Origin of the sequence: Bacillus sp. JNUCC-21 (genome assembly GCF_041222765.1) — a bacterium.
Taxonomy (GTDB): domain Bacteria; phylum Bacillota; class Bacilli; order Bacillales; family Bacillaceae; genus Bacillus; species Bacillus velezensis.
This window is the reverse complement of sequence record NZ_CP166019.1, coordinates 1791226-1818054: the sequence shown is the minus strand read 5'-3', so window position 1 is coordinate 1818054 and position 26829 is coordinate 1791226. Positions and strand designations below refer to the sequence as shown.

The 26829-nt window shown below is 50.2% G+C and carries 2 protein-coding genes; both read right to left on the bottom strand.

The annotated features are described in order from the left end of the window. The gene (locus JNUCC21_RS09000) at positions 1 to 16302 is read right to left on the bottom strand and encodes an amino acid adenylation domain-containing protein (RefSeq protein ID WP_369878749.1); all 16302 of its coding nucleotides are present in this window, start codon (positions 16300 to 16302) and stop codon (positions 1 to 3) included. Then, the gene (locus JNUCC21_RS08995; protein WP_369878748.1) at positions 16292 to 26827 is read right to left on the bottom strand and encodes an SDR family NAD(P)-dependent oxidoreductase; all 10536 of its coding nucleotides are present in this window, start codon (positions 26825 to 26827) and stop codon (positions 16292 to 16294) included. Before JNUCC21_RS08995 ends, JNUCC21_RS09000 begins: the two co-directional genes overlap by 11 nt. Positions 26828 to 26829: the final 2 nt, after the last annotated feature.

The following is a 26829-nucleotide window of genomic DNA, read 5'->3' as shown; positions in this document are numbered from 1 at the left end:
TTAACTCAATTGTTGTACATGTCTTGTTACTTTAGGCTGATAGCTTCGCAGTTTTTGCATCGCCGAGCCGTGATGTTCAGGGTATACTTCTATCATTTCTTGCGGTTTTTCCTCCGGCTCTTCCGCCTGTTTCATCATGACGAACTGATTCAACGGGCCGCCGAGCAATCGTTCAAGCGCCGCCATTGCTTCCGGCGCTTCAATTGATCCGACTCCCGCCTGTTTCATCCGTTCTTGATAGTCGGCAGATGATACGATTCCGACACTGCCCCAGTAGCTCCAATTCATCACTGCCGCCGAATACGGCCGAACTTGAGCCAAATGAGCGGCAAAGGCATCTTTGAAACTGCATCCGGCAGCATAATTGCTTTGTCCGGCCGCTCGTGCAAATGATTGAACAGATGAGAAGAACAAAGCAAAGTCCAGCGGCTCATTTCGGAACACGCGGGCCATATTCACGCTGACATTGACTTTCGCAGCGAGCACGCTTTTCAAACGGCTTTCCGGCATATTTGCCAGGCTCTGATCCTCTAAAACAATTGCGGAATGGATGATTCCGTTAATTTGCGGGTGCGTGCGTTTGATCGTTTCATACGCCCGTGTGAGCTCATTCGGATTTGCCGCGTCAGCTTCAATATAAATCGGCGCCGGGCCGAATTGGCTGAGTCTGTCGATTTTTTCCTGGATGGCGCTGTTATGTTTTCGTCTGCCGATCCAAACGACTCGCGCCTGATATGTTTTCACGGCATATTCGCTCCATGCCTCGCCGATGCCCCCCGCACCGCCGATGACGACATAAACGCCGCCTTTTTGGTAGGCGGGCCGGCTTGACACCGGCTGCTGTACAGGAATAAGGCGCTGTTTGTACCAGTGATTGTTCCGGTACGCCCATGTATTGCCTTGCTCATCAAACGGCGCTGAGAACAGCTCCGCCTTTGAAACATCTTCCGGACATCCGGCATCAATCAGCCTTGTTTGCCAGTTCGGATACTCTTTTGCGAGCGAGCCGACCAAACCGTGAATGCCTGCATGAGCCGGATCAATAATGTCCGCCGGCTGTACGGACTGTGTTTTTATTGTGACTGAAGTCAAGCTGATTCGCTTGCCTCCATATCCTAAAGCAAGCATGGCCTTAATCACTCTGTACATCTGAATGACGCCCGCATCCTGAGCTTTTACCATGTCATCAGCGCTGTGAAAAGGAGCGATCCATACGATATGCCCGAAAGACCCTGTTGCTTTCAGTTCAGCCGCAACAGCCTCTATTTCATCCTCCGGGTTGATATGAAGCCGTTTCGCAGAAGGATGATGCAATTGAAAAGCCGCGCTTTCCTCATCCCCCGCGATAAAGACAACCTCTTCCGTCTTATATGCCGGGCTTTGATCACGGAATTCCGCGAGATCCCACACCGGAGCCAGAAGGTTTGCTCCATTTAATGATGTTTCCGGCGCGGGGCCTTCCATCATTCTGGAAGAAATCCCTTTAATTCTGACACAGACCCGGCCTGTCTCATCGCATAAGTCAATGTCCATACGCTGTATTTTTTCATCCGTTCCCCGGGAGCTGACATACGCCCACATGCTTGTCGTGCACGGGCTGAAAATGTCCAGTTCTTCAAGGGCGAACGGCAGTGACAGCTGGTTATCATCTGCGTGCAGCTTCAGACCGATTGTCGCTTGCAAAGCTGAATCAAGCATACACGGGTGAAGAACGTATTGATCTGCCGTTTCTTCGAGGAAGGAAGGCAGCCGGAGCTCAGCTAATGCTTGATTGCTTCCGATATGAATCTGCTGAATTCCTTGTTGTCCGGGACCGTAGTCAATGCCGATTTTGCTGAATAAGCTGTAACACTGTTCAGAAGTCAGTATACTGAGGCCGCATTGAGCTTTCAGTGCGCCTATATCACGGTGCGGAGCCTCCCCGGCGCTGAGAATGCCGGCAGCCCCCTGACAGTGTATCTGCCTGCCGCTTGCTTCTGTTTGTGAATCCGTGTAAACGTCATACACGATTTCACCGTTTTCCCTCGGGTTCAGGCTGATCTGCGCTTCAATCGGGCGGTTTCCCGCTTCGATCGGCCGAACCCAAACGATGTTTTTCAGGCGGGTGACAGATGGACGTTCCTTTTGCCCTTTGAGTGCCTGAGCAACCGCCGCCCTAGCCATTTCCAAGTAGGCAACGCCCGGCATAACCGGCTTGCCTTTAATAAGATGATCGGTGAAAATCGTCTCTTGTCCCGTAAATTCGGATCGGTACCGCTGCTCTGTTAAATCTGATACATTTTCGTGAAGCAGCGGGTGCAGCACCCGCGACGTCGGCACAGCTTGCGGTTTCTCTGCTTTCGGCCGATTATCCGTGATCCAGTACCGCTCTTTCGCAAACGGGTAAGCAGGAAGACTCATCCGTTGAGGCTTGATATCAGAATATAGGCCGTCCCATTTGATATCCGCGCCCTGCACCCATAATTCCGCAAGCTTGTCATTCTCTCGGCGGCTTATCAGCTCTTCGATATCCGCTTCCCCGTTTGCGCCTGCCAGAATGGATTTCAGGGAGGTTTTACCCGCTTTTCCTTTATAAATGCCCGCTATATCATAACGTCCTTTCGCACAGCTCTTTAGCTTGTCCCGCAGTTCTTCAGCCGAGGAAGCGATAATGGCCGCTCTTTCTTCCATGGCATCACGCCCCTGCTGAAGCGTGTAAGCAACATCGGCAAGATCCGCATCCGTAAAAGAAGCTTGCGCCAGCTGCTGCGCCTGTTCCTGCAGACGCTCTTCTTCTTTGGCCGACAGCACAAAGATTTGAGGGTGTGTGAAAACAGCTGTTTTTCTTTCTTCCTTCGGGATATATTCTTCAATGACGACATGGGCGTTTACGCCGCCGATGCCGAAAGAACTGATTCCCGCACGGCGCGGCAGAAGATTGCCGTTTTCGTCTTTCAATGCCGTCCATTCTCTTTTTTCCTGTACGATGTAAAACGGACTGTCTTTCAGCTTGATATACGGGTTGATGACCTCGCTGTGGAGGCTTTTTGCAAGTGTTTTATGCTTCATCTGCATCAGCACTTTGATCACACCCGCGACACCGGCTGCCAGTGACAGGTGGCCGATATTGGTTTTAGCCGATCCCAGACCGCAGTGACTCGCGTAAACGGCGGGATCGCCTGTTTTTTCGTACAGCTTTTGAAAGGCGGATTTCAGGCCGTTGATTTCGACCGGATCGCCAAGCTCCGTTCCGGTTCCGTGCGCTTCAATATAAGTGACTGTTCTTGGATCAATGCCTGCTTTGTCATAAGCCGTTCTGACGACTTCCGCCTGGGCTTTCGGATTCGGCGTCGTCAAGGAGTTCGCACGTCCGCCGTGATTGACCGCGCTGCCTTTAATGACGCCGTAGATATGATCGCCCGCTTTTTCCGCTTCTGACAGCTTTTTCAAAAACAGAATTCCGGCACCTTCACTGACGGCAAATCCGTCCGCCCTGTCGGAGAATGTTTTACATTTCCCTTCTTTGCTCAGCGCGCCGGCTTTGTCATAAGCGATGTGGCCTTGCGGTGTGACGACGGTATTCACGCCGCCGGCGATCGCCATATCGCAGTTCCCGTTTTCAATGGCGCATACGGCGTGATGAATCGCGACCAGCGAGCTGGAACAAGCCGTGTCGATCGGTTCACTCGGCCCGTGCAGATTAAGCATATAGCTGACGCGGTTCGGCCCCGCTGACGGACTCATATTCGCGGCTGACGCACCGCCGATATCCAGGTCGGAAAACAGTGAGCCGTATCCGGTATTCCCCGTGCCGATATACAGGCCTGTTTTCGTGCCGGAAAGGCTTTTAGCGGAATATCCCGCATCTTCTATCGCCTTCCACGCATACATCATTAACAAGCGCTGCTGGGGATCCATCTGTTCGGCTTCCAGCGGTGAAATTCCGAAGAACAGCGGATCAAAATCCGCAACTCCGTCAATAAATCCGCCCCACTTTACATTTGTTTTGTTGGCTTCATTAAGCGGGTCACCGTAATACTCACGCCAGTCCCAGCGATCCGCCGGCACCTCTGTTATACAGTCTTTTCCTTCTTCTAAGTTGCGCCAATACTCATCAATATTTGCGGCCTTCGGAAACACTCCGCTCATGCCGACAATGGCGATCGGTTCCGGTTTATGTTCAGCCGCAGTCTGAACAGGCTGTACGGCAGTTTTTGCAAATCGTTTGTTCCCTGCCAGTCTGATACCGCCATCATCAGTTACGCCGCTTTGTTTTTCTTCTTTCGGCTGTGTGCTGCCGGCAAATTGTGTTTGATAGTCTTCTGCTAAATGATGCGCCAAGGCTTGAATCGTCGCATATTCAAAAAATACGGTCGGTGTCAGATCAAGCTGATAAGTGTCATTCAGCTTGTTGGCGAATTCCGTCAGCGTAATGGAATCAAATCCGTATTGATTAAACTCCAATTCGATATCGATTTCTTCAATGTTTATTTTCAGAAGCCCGGAAACCTCTTTTGCCAGCAATTCCTGAAGTTTTGCCGTCAGGTCTTTCGGCACAGGCGTTTCCTCCGTTTTCTTAACCGGTGCAAAAGCGGATGCAGGAGTCTTTTGAAGCAGCTTTTCCCGCATTACGGCGCGGTTTCCTTCCATGACGAGCACGCTTGTTTTTCCCGTGCTCCATGCTTTGTAAAGAGCTTCTATTCCGGTCTCAGTGCGCATCGGCGTTACGCCGGTTCTTTTTTCGGTGAGCTTCGCCATTTCTTCATTGACTTGCATTCCGCCGTTTTTCCAAAGCGGCCAATTGACCGACAATGTGTGACCGTGGCGGTACATTGCGGTAACCAGTGCGTTGCGGTATGCCGCATAGCTGTCCATAAATGCGTTTGCCGCCGCATAATCCGCCTGTCCCGCATTCCCGGTGACGCCGGAAATGGATGAGAAAACGATGAAAAAGTCCAGCGCTAAATGCTCGGTTGCTTCATCAAGGTTGACAAATCCGTCCGTTTTAGGAGCCAATACACTGTAAAACTCTTCGGTTGTTTTCTTTGCGATATATTGATCTTTCATCACACCCGCGCTATGAATGATGCCGTGAAGGCCGCCATATTCCGTCTCAATTGTTTTGACCAGGTCTGCCGCAGTTTGAGCGTTTGTTACGTCAGCCTGCTTGTATTCCGCTTTTGCTCCGAGTGATTCAAGCGATTGCAGCTGCATCCGCTGATTCTCGCTTAATGCGGAACGGCCTGTCAAAACCAGTGTCGGCTCTTTGACTTTGCGGGCGATTTCTTTCGCGAAAATAAAGCCTAAGCCCCCGGCTCCTCCGGTAATGAGATAAATGCCTCCGTCGTTCCACGGAATGCGTATTTTGCCGCCGGACACGGCCGTTTCTTTGACATCTGCGCTGTATCGGATGCCGTTTTCATATTTGATATGGCTGTCATCAGCCCGTGTTTTATTTTCTCTGATGATGTCTGTGATTCTGCCGTTTTCCGCCGGTTCTATTTCAATCAGCTGGGTTTTCAGTTTTTTATGTTCCAGGCCGGCTGTTTTTAACAAAGCTGAAATGCCTGAGAGCAGCTGATGCTTATCTGTTTTAGAGAGAACCGTCTGGATGAGGACGTCTCCATCCGTCTCTTCCTTCAGCAGTTTTTGCAGCGTCTCCAATATCCGTCCTGTATAATCACGGAAGCGCGCCGCCGCTTTCCCGTGCCGGGAGGTCATTTCAATACATTCAGCTCCCGCGGCTTCAACGGCTTGTTTCAATCCGGCGTCTGTGTCACAAAGCAACACGATATGCCGGGCAAAAACCGGTTCCGTTTGAACGGCGGTTTCATCGCTTCGGGTCCATACCGGCTCAAGCATGAGCGTTTCCGGAGCTTTTTCTTTTTTCTCAGGTTCTTTTTCAGCCGTTCTGAATGACAAACCTTTCAGCCTTACGCAAACCTTGCCGTTTTCATCACAAATATCAAGATCGCGTTTTTCAATCTGGCCGGCTTTGTGGTCTTCAGAAAGTCTGGCGTAAACCCACATCTCGGCAGCGCATGCGCTGAATACTTCAAGCTCCTGAACCGCAAACGGAAGCATCAGTTTTTCATCATTTGTTCCGGTTAATATGCTTGATGCCTGCAATGCAGAGTCCATTAAGCCCGGATGCATGACATACTCCTGTACCGTGTCCGCACAAGCCGCATCAAGTGACAGTCTGCCCAATACGAAATCATCACCTGTATAAATCGCTTTGACACCCCGGAAAGCCGGGCCGTAATCAAAACCGATTTTGCGGTACATATCGTACACTTCATCTGCAGAAAACGGTGTCTCGGCGGATTGTGATCTCAGCTTTTGGAGATCAATGACCGGAGCCTCGGCGTCAGGGCGGACTGATACTGCCCCTTGGCTGTAAACGGACGGCTGATCTGTTTCCCGGCCGCTGTAAATGTCGAATTGAACGTCATTTGCCGTTTCAGGAATGAGACGGATGTTGACATGAACCGGCTCGTCTTCAATGGTGATCGGCCGCACCCAAACCGTATTCTTAAGCTTGACGCTTCCTTGTCCGGCCGGAACTTCAGATGCCTGTTCCATTGCTGCGCGCGCCATTTCAAGATGTGCCACTCCCGGTAAAATCGGCACCCCTTTTACAACATGGTCCGCAAGGTAAAATTCTTTTCCTGTATAGATTGAACTGAACCGCTGTTCTGCAAGGTTTGAAGTATTTCTGTGCAGAAGCGGATGAAGCGCGTCTTGTTTTCCGGCAGATACAGTGCTTGTTTTTTCGTGTTTTCCGGTGCTTTTTGCCGCCCAATAGCGGTCTTTTGCAAAAGGATACGATGGCAGGCTCATGCGTTTAGGCGGCCGGTCTCCATACAGCTTCGCCCAATCGACGTTCAGCCCTTTGACCCATAATTCAAGCAGCTTCGCGTATTTGCCGCGTGCCATCCATTTTTCAACGGCTTCTTGAATTTCTTCATCTTCCGTCAGCATTTGCAGCGTGCCTTTGTCTATTCTTCCTCTGTACAAGTCCGCGTGCTTATCTCCAGTGATAAACTGTGACAGTTTTTCCTGCAGTTCTTCTGCAGATCCGGCAATAACCGCCAGACGTTCTTCCATGGCGTCCCTTCCGATTTGGAGGGTATATGCCATAGAAACGAGGGAGGATTGATCGTACCGTTTTTCAGTAAGCGCACGTTTCAGCTGTTTTGCCTGCTCTTTCAGGCGTTTTTCATTTTTGGCGGACAGAACGAAAAGACATGGGTCGATATGAAAATCATCTGCTTCCTCTCTGTCTTCTGGGATGTATTCTTCGATGACGACGTGGGCATTTACGCCTCCGATGCCGAATGAGCTGATGCCCGCGCGGCGAGGCTGTTCGTTTCCGCGTTCGTCCGTCTGCGTCTTCCATTCCATTGTCTCCCGCACCAGATAAAACGGGCTGTCTTCAAGCTGAATGTACGGATTTACCGTCTCACAGTGGAGACTTTTTACTAGTGTCCGATGCTTCATCTGCAGCAAAATTTTAATAATGCCCGCTGCTCCCGCGGCAAGGGATAAATGGCCGATATTCGTTTTGACCGACCCTAAGCCGCAATAGCCGGCCGCTTTCTCTTTTCCGTCTGCAAACGAGCTGAACGCTTGTTTCAGTCCGTTAACTTCAACGGGATCTCCCAGTTCTGTTCCGGTGCCGTGCGCTTCGATATAAGAGACTGTTTTCGGATCAACGCCCGCTTTTTTGTATGCGGCTTTAATGACTTCCGCCTGTTGTTTCGGGTTAGGCGTTGTTAAAGATGCCGCGCGGCCGCCGTGATTCACCGCGCTTCCTTTAATGACGCCGTAAATATGGTCCCCATCCGCCTCAGCGGCTTTCAGCTTTTTGAGGAAAAAGAGACCGGCTCCTTCACCATGGGCAAAACCGTCAGCCTGATCAGAGAACGTTTTGCATCTTCCTTCTTTACTCAGCGCGCCCGCTTTATCAAAGCTGATATACACATCCGGAAGAACAATCGTATTGATTCCTCCCGCCAAAGCCATGTCGCACGTTCCTTCTTCAATTGAAGAAACGGCATGGTGTATGGCAACGAGCGAGCTTGAGCAGGCGGTATCAATCGGTTCGCTCGGCCCGTGCAGATTGAGCGTATAGCTGACACGGTTCGGTCCGACAGACGGACTTGTATTCGCCGCGGATGACCCTTCAATCTCCGCATCGGCATTGGCTAAAAGAGAACCGTAGCCGGTATTTCCGGTCCCGATAAACACACCTGTTTTTGTGCCTGAGAGACTCTTTGACGCATACCCGGCATCTTCGATCGCTTTCCACGCGTACGTCAGCAAGAGGCGCTGCTGAGGGTCCATTTGCTCCGCTTCCCGGGGTGAAATCCCGAAAAATAATGGATCAAATTCAGCAATTCCGTCAATAAACCCGCCTTGGTTGACGCTTGTTTTATTGGCTTCTTTTGCGGGATCCCCGTAATAGTCCCGCCAGTCCCAGCGGTCTTTCGGAATCTCGGTCATGCAGTCTTTGCCTTCTTTCAGGTTCTGCCAGAAAGCTTCAATGTCTTCTGCCATCGGGAAAATCCCGCTGATGCCTACGATTGCGATCGGTTCCGGCCCTTGGCCCCGCTGCACTGTCTGCGGAAGTGTCTCAGGCAGAGTGCGGCGTCGCTTAACGGCCGGGCGCGTGATTTGAGTCTCTTTTACCGGTCTTGCCGATTGAACCGTTTTTGTATTTACCGCAAACCGTCCGGCAAATTCCTCTTCGTATTCACTGATTAAATGAACGGCAAATTCATGGATTGTCGGATGATCAAAGAAAATCGTCGGCGTTAACGTAAGCCGGTACGTTTTGTTTAACTGGTTCGTAAACTCAGTCATCGAGATGGAATCCAGCCCGTATTTTGTCATTTCTTCATGAGGATCAATTTTGTCAATGTTTACTTTTAACAGTGAGGCCGTCTGCTGTTTTAACAGATGCTTCACTTTTTCAAGCAGGCTGTCAGCATCAATGTCATGACGTACGCCGGTCTCTGCTTCCGGATGATCATTCTCTTTGCGGAACAGTTTTGCTTTCATGTGTTTCACATCTCCTTCAACAACCGTCATCCGGGCTGTCCCGCTCATCAAGCCTTGATATAAAGCCTTGATGCCGGCATCTGTGCCGAGCGGTGCGATTCCCGCCTCCTGCATCAGCATATCTTCCGTCTGCTTTCCTGCCTGCATTCCGCCTTCTTTCCATAACGGCCAGCTGACAGAAAGCGTCTTTCCGTATCTTTGTCCTGCGGCTTGTAAAGAACGGCGGTACTCGGCATACATCTCCATAAAGACATTTGCAGACGCATAATCAGCCTGGCCGACGCTTCCAAGCACACCTGATAAGGATGAAAAGACAATAAAGACATCTAATTTCTCCTGTTGTGACGCTTCATCAAGATACACAAGGCCCTTCACTTTCGGAGCGAGAACGTGTTGGTATTCCTCTGCCGTCTTCTTCACCATGTAGTTGTCTTTTATAATGCCGGCACTGTGAACAATCCCGTCCAGCCTGCCATGCCGTTTGCGGATATTGCGGATCAATCGGTATACTTCTGCTTCATCCGTGACATCGGTCTGCTCGTAGAAAACAGAAGCGCCGGCAGCACGTACTGTTTCCAGCATGTCTTTCTGCTTTTCTCTGAGAGCGGACCGGCCGGTTAGTATGATGACGGCGTCTTTTGTACAGTTTGCGATCTCTTTTGCAAAGATCAGACCTAAACCTCCCGCACCTCCTGTAATGAGATAAACACCTTCGTCTTTCCACGGAATGTCCGGCTCCGCTTGAGAAATATCCATCTCTTCCCAATCAGCGGCAAAGCGCTTGCCGTTTTCATATTTCACATGGACGCTTTCGGCATGCATACGGTTTTCGGACGCTTTTTCCGCTATGCCTTCAGCACTTTCTTTCTCCTCGGCTTCGATCATTTGACAAATCAGCTTGGAATGTTCAAGGCATGCGGTTTTGAAGAGGCCGGTAATGCCTGAGAACACCCGCTGTAAGCCTGCTGACCGCGTAACAGCCTGAAAAAGAACGCGGCCCTTCGGCTTGCTTTTCATTATGGTTTTGATATGGTCAAACAGCTGGCCCGCATAAGAATGATACCGCTCTGCAATAGATGCGGGACGATCGTCCAAGATAATGACGCTTGCATGTTCAAGCTTTGCTTCCACGGCCTGTTTTACGGCTTCATCGTACTCACAAAGGAAAATAATATGCTCTTCATACGAAGGCTCGTGATCGGCCGGTTCCGGCTGCTCTTTCCAGACCGGTTCAGCGAGCAATGTGTCCGTACGGCTGACAGGATCGCCTGCACCCGCGTTTTCTTCCATGATCCGTGTTGAGAAACCTCTCATCCGCACACAAAGCCCGCCGTTATTGTCATATAAATCAATATCGGCTTTTTGGATAGGATCGCCGGCTTTATTGTTCGCACTGAACGTGACGTGCACCCACATATCATCAGCGCACGGATTCAGAACGTCCAGCTCCTCTAAAGCAAACGGCAATGCGGCTTTGAATGGTTCCCCGCTTTCTGCAAGCAGCGCTCTCGTCACGTTTTGCAAATATTCGGCGGCCTGAAGCGCACCGTCCATCATACTCGGATGAAGGATATAATCAGCTTTTGTATGAGAGACGGATTCAGGAAGCTTCAATTTAGCAAGCAGCCGGTCTTCGCCTTTGTATACAAGCTGCACCCCTTTGTAACCCGGCCCGTAATCAGCACCGATCATTCCTTTGTAAAACGCTTGAGATTCGATTGTTCCCTGTGTGCACCGGCGCTTCAGCTGCTCAATATCCGCCGCTTCCTCCGGTTCCTTCCGGATGATTTCAGCGATGCCCTGATTATAAAGAGGAGCTTCTTCACCGATAGAATCGTTATCCCCGTACATTCTGTATTGAATCTGTCCGTCCTCTTCTTCATAAAGTCCGATATGGACACGGACAGCCTCCTGATCGGCTATCACCGGACGGACCCATACAATATTCTTTAAGCGCAGGCCCAGAGATTCCTCTGTTGCCCCGCCGATGCTTTTCTCCGCCGCGGCCCGTGCCATCTCAAGGGTAACGGCAGCCGGCACGATCGCCATTCCTTTAATGATATGCTCGGCAATAAAATACTCTTTTCCCGTGAATTCCGAACTGAACCGCTGCTCCTGCAAGACGGATGTATTCTGATGTACCAGCGGATGCAAAAGCTTGGTATCCGTTTGCTTCACGGTTTCTTCCGGCCAGAAGCGCTCCTCTGCGAACGGGTAGGTCGGCGCACTGATTCTTTGCGGCGCGGAATCCGGATACAATAAGCCCCAATCGACACGCGCTCCTTCAAGCCAGAGCGCCGCGAGTGCTTTCAGCTTTTCATCCCGTGTCTGACATGCCGCAAGCTCTTCCATCTCCTGAGCTGACACTTCTCTGCTTCTCACTTTTTCGCCCCGTAAGATGTTTTGGTCATTGCCGTTGATGAAATCCTGCAGCTGACGCTTCAAATCGTGACGATCATGACTGATAAAAACGGCTCTCTCTTCCATCGCTTCACGTCCGGTCTGATACGTAAATGCCAGATCATGCAAGGAAACATCGTTTTCGGCTTCATCCAGAAAGCCGGATAAACAAGATGCATAGGCAGTAAGACGCTGCTTATTTCTCGCGGACAGCGGAACGATATAAGGCGGCTGTCCGTCATTTGATCCGCTGATCGTTTTGTTTTCATACTGTTCAAAAATGGCGTGTGCGTTTGTTCCTCCGAGTCCGAATGAGCTTAACGCTGCGCGGTGCGGCGTCTCTCTCTCCGGCAGCGGTTTTCTCTTATCCGCCACATAAAACGGCGAACCGCTGAATTTGATATTCGGATTCGGTGACGTGTAATTAATGGTAGGCGCCAGCTCCCGATGATATAAACTCATGGCGACTTTGATGCACCCGGCCAGACCTGCTGCTGTATCCAAATGTCCGATATTCGTTTTTACGGAGCCGATCCCGCAATACTGCTCCCGGTCCGTGTAACGTTTATACACTTGCTGCAGCGCGGACATTTCAATCGGATCACCCAATGTCGTTCCAGTGCCGTGCGCTTCGATATAGGAAATCGTCTCCGGGTGAATATTCGTGCTGTCTAAAACATGCTGGATGACATCAGTCTGACCTTTTACACTCGGTGCGTAAAAACCGACTTTATCCGCTCCGTCATTGTTCAGACCGATGCCTCTGAGCATGGCGTATATGTGATCTCCGTCCTGAACGGCTTGTGACGCCTTTTTCAGCAGAATGACGGCAGCTCCTTCTCCGCCCGCCATACCGTCGGCTGAAGCGTCAAATGCTTTGACATGCCCGTCGCTTGAAAAATTCAATCCGTTTTGGTGCACATAGCCGATGCCGGTCGCTGCATGCAGAGTTGCTCCGCCGACGAGCGCGTATTCCGATTCTCCGCTCGTTATGCTTTTGTAGGCTGAATAAAGACCGACTAATGATGATGAGCAATTGGAATGAACGAAATAGCTTGGCCCTTTTAATCCGAGCTTATGGGAAACCATCGTCGGAATCGTGCCGCTCTGCGCTAACACCCATGACACATAGCCGTCGGGAGATTCATGGCCTTCTGTCGTTTTTTCCGGCAAAAGCGACCGATACGAATTATTGCTTGCCGACATATAAACGCTTGTCTTCGGAATCTCTTTCGATACATATCCCGCGTCCTCGACGGCTTTCCAAGAATGAAGCAGCAGAAGCCGAAGCTGAGGATCCATAAATTCTGCGTCTTTCGGAGAAATGTGAAAGAACTCAGGGTCAAAGAGATCTTTTCCTTCTATCGTCGATAATGCCGGCACATAGTCGGGATTTTCGATCAAATCTTCAGGCACGCCGGCTTCCCGAAGTTCTTCTTCCGAGTAGAACCGGACGCTTTCCTTTCCTTCTCTTAACTGCTTCCAAAACTCATGATGATTTTTCGCGCCGGGGAACTGGCAGGAAATCCCCACTATCGCCACACTGTCATCAAAGTAAGACGGCACCCCGTTTTGCGGTGTTTGTTCTCTTTCTCTCTCATCTTGGCAGGACGCCTCTGATTCAGCCGCCTGTTTTGTTTCAACAATAAATCGGCTGATCGCCTGAATGGTAGAGTGTTCGAATAAATCGGTGACGGTAAAATCGCATTCCAGCTCCTGTTTAATGCGTTCTGCTGCCGCAACAGCCAGAAGCGAGTCGCCTCCCACATCGAAAAAGCCGTCTTCGATTTTGATGCCCGCCGTATTCAGCAGGTCTTCCCATATTGCGGTCACTTTCGCTTCCGCTTCTGATAACGGCAGTCTGCCCGTCTTTTCAGACCGGTGAACGATTACCTTGCGCTGTTTTAGGTCTTTGCGGTTCACTTTTCCGCTCGGTGTTAACGGCAGTGCATCCAGGCGGATAAAATGGGCAGGCGCCATATAATCCGGCAGACTCGATAAAAGATGGTTGCGGAGCGCTTTTTCATCTGTCGTATGACCGGAGCGGGCCGTATAATAAGCAATCAGCTTTTTATGTCCGTTCTTTTCCTGAACCACAACCGCCTGATCAAGAATGTCCGGATGTTCGCTCAATTTCGTTTCAATCGCTCCCAATTCGATGCGGAAGCCGCGAATTTTCACCTGACTGTCAATCCGGCCGGCATATTCTATATTTCCGTCAGGCAGCCATCTGGCCAAATCACCTGTCTTGTAAAGTTTTTCTCCTTCACTAAACGGATTATCAATAAATGATGCCGCCGTCAGCTCAGGCTGATTGTAATAGCCTCTGGCCAGACCGGCGCCGGCCACGCAAAGCTCCCCGGCCACACCGTCAGGGACGGGGCTGAGCTTTTCATCGACGATATAAAGCCGCGTATTGTGAATCGGTTTCCCGATCGGCGTATTCCTGCTTGCGATTTCCTTTTGGCCGCAGCTGTAGTAAGCGGCATAAATGGATGTTTCCGTCGGGCCGTATATGTTTTCAATTCTGGCATGTTTGAAGATGGAAACTGACTTTTTGACTAAATCTTTCGGAAACGCCTCACCGGCCACCATCACATATTTCACAGGGCCGTCTTCTGTAAATGCCGTATGCCGCTTTACCGTTTCCAGAAATACATTAAACACGGCGGGCGCAAAATTCAGATGCGTGACCTGGTGGGTTTGGATATATTCCATGCAAAGCTGCGGATTTTTTTCTGCACCAGGCGGCAAAATGACAAGCCGTCCGTTTCCGATAAACCAGCCGAATAATTCAGAAATCGAAACGTCAAATACGTAATTCGTTTTTAACAGATAGGCATCCTCTTGAGCGACCGGATACTCAGCTTCCAAAAACTGCAGCGTATTCATGATGGCCCTGTGCTCAACCATGACGCCTTTCGGTTTTCCCGTGCTTCCGGACGTATATAGAATATAAGCGAGATGATGCGGTTTTGAACGCGGCGTCAGTTTTGCCCCGCTCGCAGAACGTCCGCTGTTTTCAATTTCCACCGTGCTTACACCGCCGATGGCCAACTGTTCAATCATGCCGCGCGTCTTTTCCTGCGTTAATACGATTGACACGCCGCTGTCAGTCAACACGTGGGCCATCCGTTCGTTTGGAAAAGCCGGGTCCAGCGGTACATACGCGCCTCCCGCTTTTAAAATGGCGAGGATGCCGATGACCATCTCAAAAGAACGCTCCGTGCAAATGCCGACCGGGCATTCCGGTGTGACGCCCTTTTCTTGCAGGTACACAGCGAGCGCCGTGCTTCGTTCATCTAATTCGCGATATGTAAGACTGTTTTCACCGAATGTGACGGCTTCTCTGTCAGGGTGGCGTCCGGCTTTTTCCGCAAACACTTCATGAATGCAGCGCTCATTCGGCTGATGGGATGAACGGCTTTCATCCCGTTTTTGATTGAGCAGGCCGGAACAGGCTTCAAAAGCGATCTCCGGATCAGAAAGCACCTTTTCTGCCAGTTTCATATAATGCTCCGCCATTCGTTCGATGAAAGAAGGGCTGTAGACATCCGGGTTGTACAGAAATTGCAGGACGGTTCCCGTTTCTTTTTTATAGACTTCAAGCGCAAGCTCAAATTCGCCTTCCTGATGAATGTCTTCTATCATTTCAATGCCGAGTGATTGATATAGTTCCGCCAGCTTTTCCGCTCCTTCTGTCCGGAAGAAGTTTTGATAGAAAAACGCGGTTTGAAAAACAGGCGACACCGCGGGCGAGCGTTCCGTCTTCAATTCTTTGACAAGCGCGGGAAACGGATACGCGGCATGGTCCAGCCCTTCTGCCAGTGTCAGCTGCAGCTCCTTCAAAAACGACGTAAAAGATTTGACGCCCGTCTCCCTGCTTCTGACCGCGATCATATTAATAAAGTATCCGATGACAGACTCAAATTGAGCCTCAGAACGCCCCATCGTCGGCATGCCGACGATGACATCTTCCTGATTCGTATATTGATAGAGCAGTCCTTTGAAAATAGCGAGATACACAACGGATTCATTGACATTATTTTTTTTGGCGCAAACTTTAATCTGCCGGTTCAGTTCATCAGGAAGCAAGCGCTGATACGCCTGCCCTTTGCAAGTTTGAACCGATGATCTCGGATAATCCGACGGAAGCTCAAGCACCGGCAGCGGTCCCTCCAGCTGCTTTTTCCAATAAGAGAGATGCGTTTTTCCCGCTTCGCTTTCCAGCAGCTCTTTTTCCCATTTCACAAAGTCATGATAATCTGCGGCCTGCTGAAGCATGACAGGTTCTTTGCCTTCGCTTGCTTTTACATAAGCGTCCAGCAGCGCCGACATAAACGTCATAAGAGAGACGCCGTCAAAAATGATATGGTGAATGGTGATTAACACAATCGGCTCCCGCTTCGCCCGCCGGAATACTTGAACACGCAGGAGCGGCCCGGTTTCAAGCGAGAACGGTTCTTTTGCTTTTTCTTTAATAAACGTAAGCGCATCACGCCCGCTTAATTCAGAAAGATCCATTTCTTCAATCGGAAAATGCCGATCCGTATCTTCTATCTGATACGGAAGGCCGTTTTCCTCTTTTATCACACTGGTCAAAATAGGGTGCTGGCGCTGCACGGACAAAAGGGCGTTTTTGAATGTCTCGATATCCAGCTTTTGAAAACGAAAGCATAACGGAATGTTATATGCGCTCATCTCCGGAAACATTTTCTGAAGCATCCACAAACCTTTCTGGCCTTCAGAAAGCGGACGTTTTGCAGTTGTCCGCTTGAAAGCCTGAAGCTTTTGTTCTACTTCAGCGATGGTGAGCGTTCCTGATCTGTAGGCATCGAGAAGTTCTTTATGATTCATAGGTCTTACTCCCTTCTATGATGTCTTGCACTCTTTTAAAATCTAATGTCCCCTCAGAGACCTGTTTCATCATGGCGATGATCTCCTGATCCGTATACTCCTTGCTTTCCGGAGCGGCGGCTTCTGTTTCGGTTTCTTCCGTTCGGTAAAACGTTTCGATCGTTTCTTTATGTTCTGTCAGGTAATAGCTGATGACGTCTCCGAGCGTGGCATAGCTGTAAAATAACGCCGGAGTGACTTCAATGCCGTAATGACTCGTCAAAAGAGCGGCAAATTTGGCTAAATAGATGGAATCAAATCCGAATTCCGCCCAGTTTTTATGCAGGACGAGTTTATCTTTGGATATTTTCAGCAGACTGTGTATCAGCTCTTTCAAATTCGCTTCGAGCCGTTTTTCCGTGCTTTCTTCCGGGATGCGGCGGCTCACGGTTTCCAAAAGCGCATCCGGTTTTGATGAATCGTCCCGCCGTATGCCTAAAAATCGTTCGGCACGGCTTCTTTTGCCGGCAATGATAAGGCACTGGGTGTTGTCTTGAGAAATAACGCGCTCAAACAGCTCAATGCCTTCATCTGTTTCTAACAGGCGCTGGCCGCTTGATTTCAGGTACATGCCCGTCGTCTCTTCACCGCCGACGGCCATTCCGCCGTTTTTCCAGACCGGCCAGTTGATGACAAAAGCGTTTCCGCTTTCGGATTGTTCGTTTTTATAGCGGGCATACGCCATTTGGAACCTGTTCGCGACCGCGTAATCACAGCAGCCGAAATCTCCTAAAACAGCCGATGTGGATGAAAAGTAGCAGATGAAATCAGGCGTTTCGTTTTTCAGCCACTCGTCAAGAAGCAGGCTTCCGTTTATTTTCGGTTCAAGCGTACTGCGGAAATTCCCGATTTCATTTTCAAAGACGGATGTTCTGCTTTCGATGCCCGCCGCATGAATGACGCCGTGAATGGCTCCGAATCGTTCTTTCGCGCGCTTGATGCAGTCGCCCATTCCGATCGGATCACAAACATCGGCTTCGGCGTAAAGAACACCCGCGCCGAGATTTTCCAGGTCTTTCATTTTTTCTTTCTTTTCCTCATTGATCGGCGACCGCCCCGTGAGAATGACATTTGCCTGGTAGTTCCGGGCGAGATGGCGGGCAAATAAGCAGCCGAGCCCTCCTAATCCGCCTGTAATGAGATATGTTCCGCCGGTTCTGATCCTGCCGTTTTCTTTCGTTAGTCCGGTTGGTTCGGTGTGATAGACATATCGTTTTCCCTCTTCCAAGAAAACGGTATGGTCTGTTTCAGCTTTCAGCTCGTCCCAAATGGTTCTCATCCAGTCCGTTATGGCCGCACCGGCTTTTCTGAAGTGGCCGGTAACACTTGTTTTCGGGAGAACAATGCCGAGCGAACGCTCAAAGCCGATCCATGATTCCAAGTAGCACTTTTCCAGACCGGATGCATATTCCCCCGCCAATAACAGCCTTTCCGGCTGCAGACCGGTCTCAGCCATTGCTTTGAGAATATGGACGATACATGAATAATCTTCGATGCAGCTTTTATCTTCAAGCGCCCATAAATACAAAATGGCAGAAGCTTCACCGTACTCTTTTTGAATATCCGCAAAAGCGTTCACATATGATTGCGGATCTTCCAGCACCACTTGGCAGCGGCCGGCGGACAGAGCCTCATACCGGTCTCCCTGAGCGATAAAAATAACGTCAATGCCACTGTCATACGATTTGATCACAGAGACGGCTTCCTGCTGCTTCTTCTGATCAGATAAGAAAGAAATCACCGTTTTGACTTGCTTTTCTCCGGCAGCCGGCAGAGCCTGTTCTTTAAGAACTTCTCTAAAAGCCATCACTTCAAACTGTTCCGCCGGATCATTTTCATCAGCCGGCGCCTTAACGGGCGCGGCCTTGCTTTGTACAGGCTGCTGATGCCAGAAGCGTTCTTTCGCAAACGGATAAGCAGGCAGGCTGATGCGGGCCGGAGGACGGTCTCCGTATAATTTCGCCCAATCGATGTCCAATCCTTTTACCCAAAGCTCAAGCAGCTTAGAATATTTCCGTTTGCTGATCCAAGCGTCTATGATTGTTTCCATATCATCATCCGCCGAAAATACGGCAAGCATCCGTTTGTTTTCTTCCGTGCCGTCACGGTGCAGTCCGGCGCTGTTTTGTCCGGCGATAAATCCATTCAGTTTTTCCTCAAGTTCATGAAGTGAATGGACGATAAAACCGAGACGCTCTTCCATCGGCACCCGGCCCGTCTGAAGAGTAAAGGCTATGCTCATAAGGTCGCGGCCGCTGTATCTTTTTTCACGGATGGCGTCTCTGAGCTGTTTTGCTTTTTCAGTGAGCCGTTCGCTGTTTTTCGCGGACAGGACGATGATGGCGGGCTGATCTGCCGGCGTCTCATCAGGCTCTTTGTCTGCCGTATATTCTTCTATGACGAGGTGGGCGTTTGCTCCTCCCGCGCCAAAACTGCTTAACCCCGCCCTTCTCGGTAGCTCTTTGCCGCCGATGACGGGACGTTTCCACTCACCGAGCTCCTGCTGAACGGCAAACGGCGTATACACGAAATCAATATTCGGATTCAGCTGATCCGCGTGCAGGGACGGCGCAATTTGTCGGTCTTTGAGCTGGAATAATATTTTTGTCAGACCCGCAATGCCCGCGGCGCTTTCACAATGGCCGATATTTGATTTTGCGGAGCCGATGGCGCAAAACTGTTTATCTGTTGTATCCTCTTCAAATGCTTTCGTTAATCCGGCGATTTCAATCGGATCTCCTAATGCGGTCCCCGTACCGTGGGCTTCAATATAACTGACGGTGCGCGCCGGGACGTTTGCCCTTTCGAAAGCTTCTTTTATTAAGGCGGCCTGCGCATTCGGATTCGGAACGGTGTATCCGTTCGTTTTACCTCCGCTGTTAATGGTGCTTCCTTTAATCACACCGTAAATGTGATCGTTGTCGGCAATCGCTCGGTCCAACGGCTTTAATACGACCGCTCCTACCCCTTCTCCGTCGACAAAACCATCCGCGCGGTCTCCGAACGATTTGCACGTGCCGCCTGCGGAAAGCATGTTCATGACTGACAGATTCATATAATGGATCGGGTCGGTCACTATGTTTACGCCCCCGGCAATCGCACATTCGCTTGAACCGCTGTATATGCTCTCAAGCGCCAGATGAATGGCCGTCAAAGAAGAGGAGCAGGCTGTATCAACGGCAATGCTCGGCCCTTGGAAATCAAAAAGGTAAGATACCCTGTTGGCAATGGACCAATAGCCGTAGCCTGTCGGGTAGTTTTTGTTCATCGCGCCGGCAAAAACACCGATTTTTCTGCTCTGGCACAGGTTGTCAGGCGTATAGCCGGCATCCTCGATACTCGCATACGCCGTTTCTAAAAATAATCGCTCCTGCGGGTCCATTCGCTCCGCTTCCAAAGGAGAAATCTGAAAGAACAGCGGATCAAACTTGTCCATATCCTCAATGAAGCCGCCCCATTTCGTATAAATAGAGCCTTCTTTACCTTTCTCTTCATCGTAGTAATCCTGCCAGTTCCAGCGTTCCCGCGGGATTTCTTCTATGCAGTTTTTTCCTTTTTTAATATTAGCCCAAAGCTCAGCCGCTGTTTTTGCCTGCGGGTAGCGTCCTGAAACACCGATGATGGCCACGTCGCGAACCGAACTTTGCCGGACGGTCTCTTTGGCTGCCCGTTTTTTCCTCCGCCGCCAGTCAGTGCGAAGCGGCTTAGCCGGCTGTACAGCCTGCGGTTCTGGTGATGCCTTCCGTTCTTCCTGAACAGGCGTTTGTCCCGTCAGTTTGATCATCGCGTCTTTTTTCGTTTTGATTAAGTGAGCGACGAGCGCCTCAATCGTCTGATATTCAAAAAATAAAGTGCTGCTGACTTGGTCCAATACATTTCGTAACGCGTTTGTCAGCTGTACGACGACGATAGAATCAATTCCGTATTTTTCAAGCGGCGCTTTCGGATCAATTTGAGCCGGCGGAATTTTTAATGTTTCTCCGATTAACGTTTTCAAGTACTCGGTGCTTTTTTCTGTTAAAGACGTGTCACCTTTTTGCACCGTTGTTTGCGCCTGAAGTTCCGGCGCATGTGCTGCTTTTGGCGGAGCGGTCCGTTTTCCGGCCCCTGCGTTAAGCGTTTTTTGGCGAACAATGCCGTTGCTTTTTGCCGCTATAATCTGATGGCTTAATTCATGTGCCGCTTCTGCCGGGAAGAAGACAGAATGCCAGCCTTCACTTTCTAACACGCGCTTCCAGCTTTCCGGATACAAGCCCGGGCACCCCGGAATACGAAGGGCGGAATCTTCATGCAGCCACCAGCCTTCAAGCAGTCCGAAAGTAATATGCGGGAACAGGCTGTTTCCCGCCATTTCATTTAAGAGCAGCAAACCGTTGTCTTTTAAAACGGCTTTGGCGTTTCTCAGCGTCTGGCGGATGTCTTTCGTCGCGTGGAGCACATTGGCCGCAACGACGATGTCGTATGCGCCCGGCTCTATGCCCTGGCCGGCAAGCGGCGCTTCTGCGTTCAAAAGCTTATACGTCAGATAAGGATTCCGTTTGCCGTATTCCGTCTCCGCATGCACAAGAAAAGCTTTCGATACATCGGTGTAACAGTATTCTTTTATATGGTTTTGATACGGCCTAAGCTTTTCAAATATGCCTGCGCTTGTGCCGCCTGTGCCCGCTCCGATTTCCAGGATGCGGATCTCGGCTTTTGAATGTTTGCTGATGTTTTCTTTCACATAAGCCGTTAATGTATCTGACAGGGCGCTGTTAAAGTAATCCGCGACTTGATTGTGCTTATAAATTCCTTCAACAAGTTCCATTGAAGAGTGCGGGAACATGATGTCTGTCGCCGGCACGTCTTCGCGCAGAATGTCCGGCAGTGCTTTAAGCATCGTCTCGGCTAAAACAGTCATCGCTTTTGTATCGGCGTTGTTGAGCCATTCCTCTTTTTCCTGCTCCCATTTTTTCCATAGGGAGGCGGTTGTGTTTTCGGCTCGCGCCGACAGTTTATATGAATCCGCATTCCCTTCCAGATAGCCATGTTCCAGAAGGAAAGCGATCGTTTGATTGAGCCATTTTTTAAAGTATTCATGTTCGGGCTCATACGCTTTAAGGCTTTGCGGCGTCAGCAAGTCTGCTTCTTTAAGCTGGGCGATCAACAGCTGATACAGATAATCATCGAGCTCCTGATGTTCAGCCTCTCTAACAAGACGTGCGCCGGGCGGAGCGACCTTCGGCTGTTGTGAAAAGACAAGCGGCTGAGGCGGATAAACGGAAATCTTTTCTCTTTCACTCATCCCTTCGACTGCGACCGGTTTTGTCGTATGAATGAAAGCCGCCTGATCAACCGGCAGCGTCATAAGGGTTTCAAGCGCCTCCATTGCAGCGTCCGGTTCGATCAATCCCAATCCGATCTGATCCATCAGCTGAATAAAATCGCCGTCTTCAGCCGCTTCGCTGTTGCCCCAATAGCCCCAATTCATCACTTTGACCGGACAATTCCATGTCTGATCAAGTTCTTTCGCAAATGCGTCACTGAAAGCGCATCCCGCGGCATAATGGCTTTGTTTCACGTTATGGATAAATGCCACAAGCGAGGAGAAGAAGAGCGCAAAGTCAAGCGGCTCCCGTCCAAATACCTCCGCCATGGACACACTTACATCGGCTTTTGCCCGCAGCACCGATTTGAACTCTTCTGTCTTCATATTATTTAAGCTTTGCTCAGACAGATCCATTGCCGAGTGGATGATTCCGTTCATTTTTGTGTGGCGCTCTTTTATGAACTGATAAGCCCGCTCTAAGGAAGCACTGTCGGCGGCATCGGCGGAAACATATTCAGGCGCCGGGCCGAATGCGCTGAGCCGGTCGAGTTTCGCCTGTATGGAATCATTCAGTGTGCTTCTTCCGATCCAAATGATGCGTGCTTTGTAGCGGCGGATCATGTATTCACTCCATGCCTCGCCAAGATACCCCGCGCCTCCGATCACGGCATAAACCCCGCCTGTTTGGTACAGCGTGCCGTTTTTCGGCATATTGTCAAGCGGTATCAGCTGCCGCTCAAACAGCTGCTGATTGCGGTACGCCCAAATTTGACCGTTTTTCCCGGCAGAAAGACTGAGCGCCTCTTCGATCGGCCAGCTGCCGTCCGTTTCTGTGTCAATCATGCGGATATGCCAATGCGGATATTCTTTCGCCATTGTTCCGGCAAGTCCGCTGACTGCGGCTTGTGACGGGTCGGCGCTGTCTTGATCCGAAAACGGCTGGGCATTTGCTGTGACGATGCACCAGTCCAAACGTTTTTCTCCGTACCCTAAGGCAAGTAATGCTTTCATCAGCTTGAACACATGAAGAACGTTTCTTTCCTGTTCTTTGAGGCTGTCCGCACTCTCAGCCTGCGGAGCAAGCCAAATGATTTGCTCCAGTTCTTTTTGTCCTTCAAGCATGTGCGTAAGAGATGTGATATCATCCGTACCTCTGATCGGATAATAGGAAGCGTTCGGCAGGTGTTCTTTTATGCGCGTATGTCTCGAATCCGTTCCGCCGAATACTGCCGTCTGCTTATCCGCCGCTGCTTCCCCGGCTTTTTCAAGCGCAACAGGCTCCCAAGCCGGAATCAGCATCGTATGGCCGACAGGCGCCTCCGAGGTTTCTCCGCCCGCTGTTTGGCTTGTGTCAAGCGCCCGGACAGACGCGCCTTTCATCCGGACATAAACTGTACCGGCATCATCGCACATATCAATGTCAAATTTTCTTACGTTGTCATCTGCTTTGCTGCCTTCTGTGTACCGGATATATGACCAGATATGTTCAGGACACGGTCCGAACACTTCCACTTCCTGCATCGCAAACGGCAAAGAAAGCTCGTGGCTGTCTGCATCATCATGTATCGAGCGGACAAGCAGACCGACGGATGCGTGAAAAGCGGCGTCCATCATACTCGGGTGAAGCGTATACTGTTCTTTTTTGTCATGTACGGCTGCTGGGAGTGAAATACGGGCCAATAATCGGTCTTCTCCGAGCAGCAATTGCTGTACGCCCCTGTATGCCTCTCCGTAATCCAAACCGATCTTCTCAAAAGCACCGTAACATTCTTCCGCAGTCACGATTCCTAAATTGCAGGAAGTTTTGACAGACTCGATATCAATCTGGGCGCTTCCCGGTTCGGTAATGACCGCTTCACCCTGGCTGTGAATAACCGGATCTTCGCCGTTTTCTGCCTCACTGTATATTTCATAGGTAATCTCACCATTATCTTCTGGGTAAAGGGCAATATGTATTTCCTTCGGTTTGTCTTCAATCATGACCGGCCGGACCCAAACAACCTGTCTGAGTGTGACGCTATGGTCTTTTTCCGTCACGGCAGCGGCCTTTTTGACCGCCTCTGCGGCCATTTCCAAATAGGCGACGCCCGGCAGTATTTTTTGTCCGTTGACGACATGGTCAGATAGGAAAAATTCATCTCCCGTAAAAAGAGACGTGAAACGCTGCTGCGAAAAATCTGACGTATTTTCTTGTAAAAGCGGATGCAGCACTGTGCCTGACGGGCTTTTCTCCTGTTTTTTCTGTTGCGGAATCCAATAGCGTTCTTTTGCAAACGGATAAGTCGGAACGCTTGTTTTACGCGGTTTACCCGAACCGTACAGCTTATTCCAATCTACTGTTTTCCCTTCTGCCCATAACGCGGCAAGCCGTTTCGGATCGTCCGTCTCAGGAGCGGCTTCGCTCATCTCCGGCAGCTCAGCTTGTCCGCGCCATAAACCGGGGATGTTTTCGTTTCCTTTTACGAAATCATTCAGCTTTTGCTTCAAGTCGCGGATGTCATTTACAAGGAAGACAGCTCTCTCCTCCATTGCTTGACGTCCTGTCTGAATTGTATAAGCCAGTTCAGACAGCACCGTCTTTTCTGAAAGCGATCGGGCTAGTTTTTCCGCATAGGCCAGAAGCCTGTCTTTATTTCTTGCTGACAGCGGGATGAGTTTTGCTGCCTCGTTTTCAGGTGCAGGCGCTTTTTGTTCAGGCTGAATGTATTCTTCTAAAATGATATGGGCATTCGAACCTGATGCACCGAAGGAACTGAGCCCGGCCCTGCGCGGATAATGTGTGACTTTACCGTTTTCTTCAGCTGACAGCTGCTTCCACGGAGCAGTCTGCTGCTGTACGTAAAAAGGAGATTCCTCAAATTTCAGGTAAGGATTTAATTCCGCAGAATGCAGTGATTTGACAAGCGTTTTGTGATGAAGCTGCAGCGCCGCTTTTGTTAACCCGCTGATCCCCGCCGCTGATTCTGCGTGGCCGATATTTGATTTGACCGAACCGATGGAACAAAATTGCTGATCCTGCGTCCCTTGACTGAACGCTTTTGACAGACCTTCAATTTCAATCGGGTCTCCTAACGAAGTACCTGTGCCATGGGCTTCCACATAACTGACGGTCCGCGGGCTGATACCTGCTTTTTTCATACAGGCCTTAATGACTTCTGCCTGTGCAGCAGGATTCGGGACGGTAATTCCGCTTACTTTCCCGACGTGGTTAACGGCGCTTCCTTTAATGACCGCGTAAATGCGGTCGCCGTCTTGTTCGGCTTTTTCCAGCGGCTTCAGCAATACCGCACCGACTCCTTCTCCGGAAACGTAGCCGTCCCCGCCCTCGCCGAATGTACGGCAGCGGCCGTCACTTGAGTGCATGCCCATGCTTCCGTAGCTGAGATATTTCGCCGGGTGCAGCGACAAGTTCACCCCTCCCGCAAGCGCGGCCTCACATTCGCCGCGGCGGATGCTTTCAATGGCCAGATGGACGGCGGTCAATGATGAGGAACAAACGGTATCCACCGCGATGCTCGGCCCGTGGAAGTCACAATAATAGGACACTCTGTTGGCGATCTGCGCATAATTCAGTGAAACCGGAAAAGGATCAGTTTCAGATAATTGTTCTGCGCCGATTAAGGAATAATCTTTATGCATCACCCCTGCAAATACGCCGATCTGATGCTGTTTTTCCCCTTTATTTCCCAGCGTTTCAGGCGTATACCCCGCATCTTCAATCGTTTCCCAGCATGTTTCTAAAAACAGGCGCTCCTGCGGGTCCATCGTTTCCGCCTCACGCGGTGAGATTCTGAAAAACTGCGGATCGAAGCAGTCGGCATCGTCAATGAAACCGCCCCATTTTGATACTGTTTTTCCTGATGGGGACGTTACGTTTTGATATGTTTTCCAATCCCATCGGGACTTCGGAACTTCAGTGATGCAATCCGTGCCTGCCTTAAGGTTTTCCCAAAACTCCGCCACACTTTTCGCTTTCGGATAGCGGCCGGCCATTCCGATAATCGCGATGTCTCCGGTGTTTTTATGATGTTCTGGCGCGTCCGGCGCTTCAGCTTCAGACCGTGATGGTTCGGCTGCACGTTCCGCACATTCAAATGAAACGGTCTTTTTCAGATAGGCTGCGAGTTCTTTTATATTTGTATATTCAAAGAGAAGAGTGGGCGCGAGGTCCGCACCCGTCTTTTTATTGATATCCTGTACAATCTCAAGCAAAGAAGATGAATCCAGCCCAAGCTCATAGTAGCCTGCAAGAACGTCCAGCGTCTCCCAAGGCTGCCCAAGCTTATCAGCCAAAAGCTTCTTTAAAAACAGAATGATGTCTTTTTCATCTGTGCTTTCCGGCTCAGCTGCAGCCTGTTGATTCTGTTCGGCTGTATTCTCGTCTTCTTCAAGCCGAACCGCTTTTCCCGTAATGTTTTTAAGCTCCGCCACCTTTTGTCCGGATCGGCTGAAGTACTCGATTGTCATCGTTGTGAGTTCTTTTTCCTGACGGACGCCGGAAGCGGCGATACGCGCCGTGCACTCTGATTGCAGCCTGTCGGCGGCCGTGAACGATTCATAATATAAAGGCAGATGAAGCCGGTTTGTTTCAGAAAGCAAACCGCTCGCCCCGATTCCGCTCGCATCCAAAAGGGCCGGATGGAATAAAAAGAAATCCTTTCCTTCTTCACAAGAAAGCTCAGCCAGCATGCCGCCTTCTGTTTCGTACAATCGTCCGTTCGATTTCATCATGCCGGAATGAACCAAGTCATGATCCAGGCAGCGGTTATACATGTCATCAAGATTCAGAGATCTGACTGACTGCTTCACATCGCTGAAATCAATGGTTTCGTCAAATGTCACAGCGTCTCTTTTCACCATTTCAGCCGTCGCATATTGTATATCGTCTGACAGCTCGTCACCTTGCTGTTTCTGCCCTGAAAGGGAGATGAGCCACTTTCCATCTCCGCTATCAGAACATTGAATGGTCAGAATGATTGCAGCCGTTTCACTTACGGTTAAAGGCTGATAAATCGTAACGTGCTTCAATTCGAGCTCATTGTATACATAACCGTGTTCCTGAAAAACCTGATAAATCAAATCGATATAAGCAAGACCGGGCAATACCGCTTCACCAAAGACCTTATGGCCCTTCATGATGGGATGATCCAGTGAGATATTGATTTTTTCCGATATCATTC

Coding starts and splice junctions, on each gene's coding strand:
- JNUCC21_RS09000 (WP_369878749.1), bottom strand. CDS start 16,302: ATGAATCATAAAGAACTTCTCGATGCCTACAGATCAGGAACGCTCACC.
- JNUCC21_RS08995 (WP_369878748.1), bottom strand. CDS start 26,827: ATGATATCGGAAAAAATCAATATCTCACTGGATCATCCCATCATGAAG.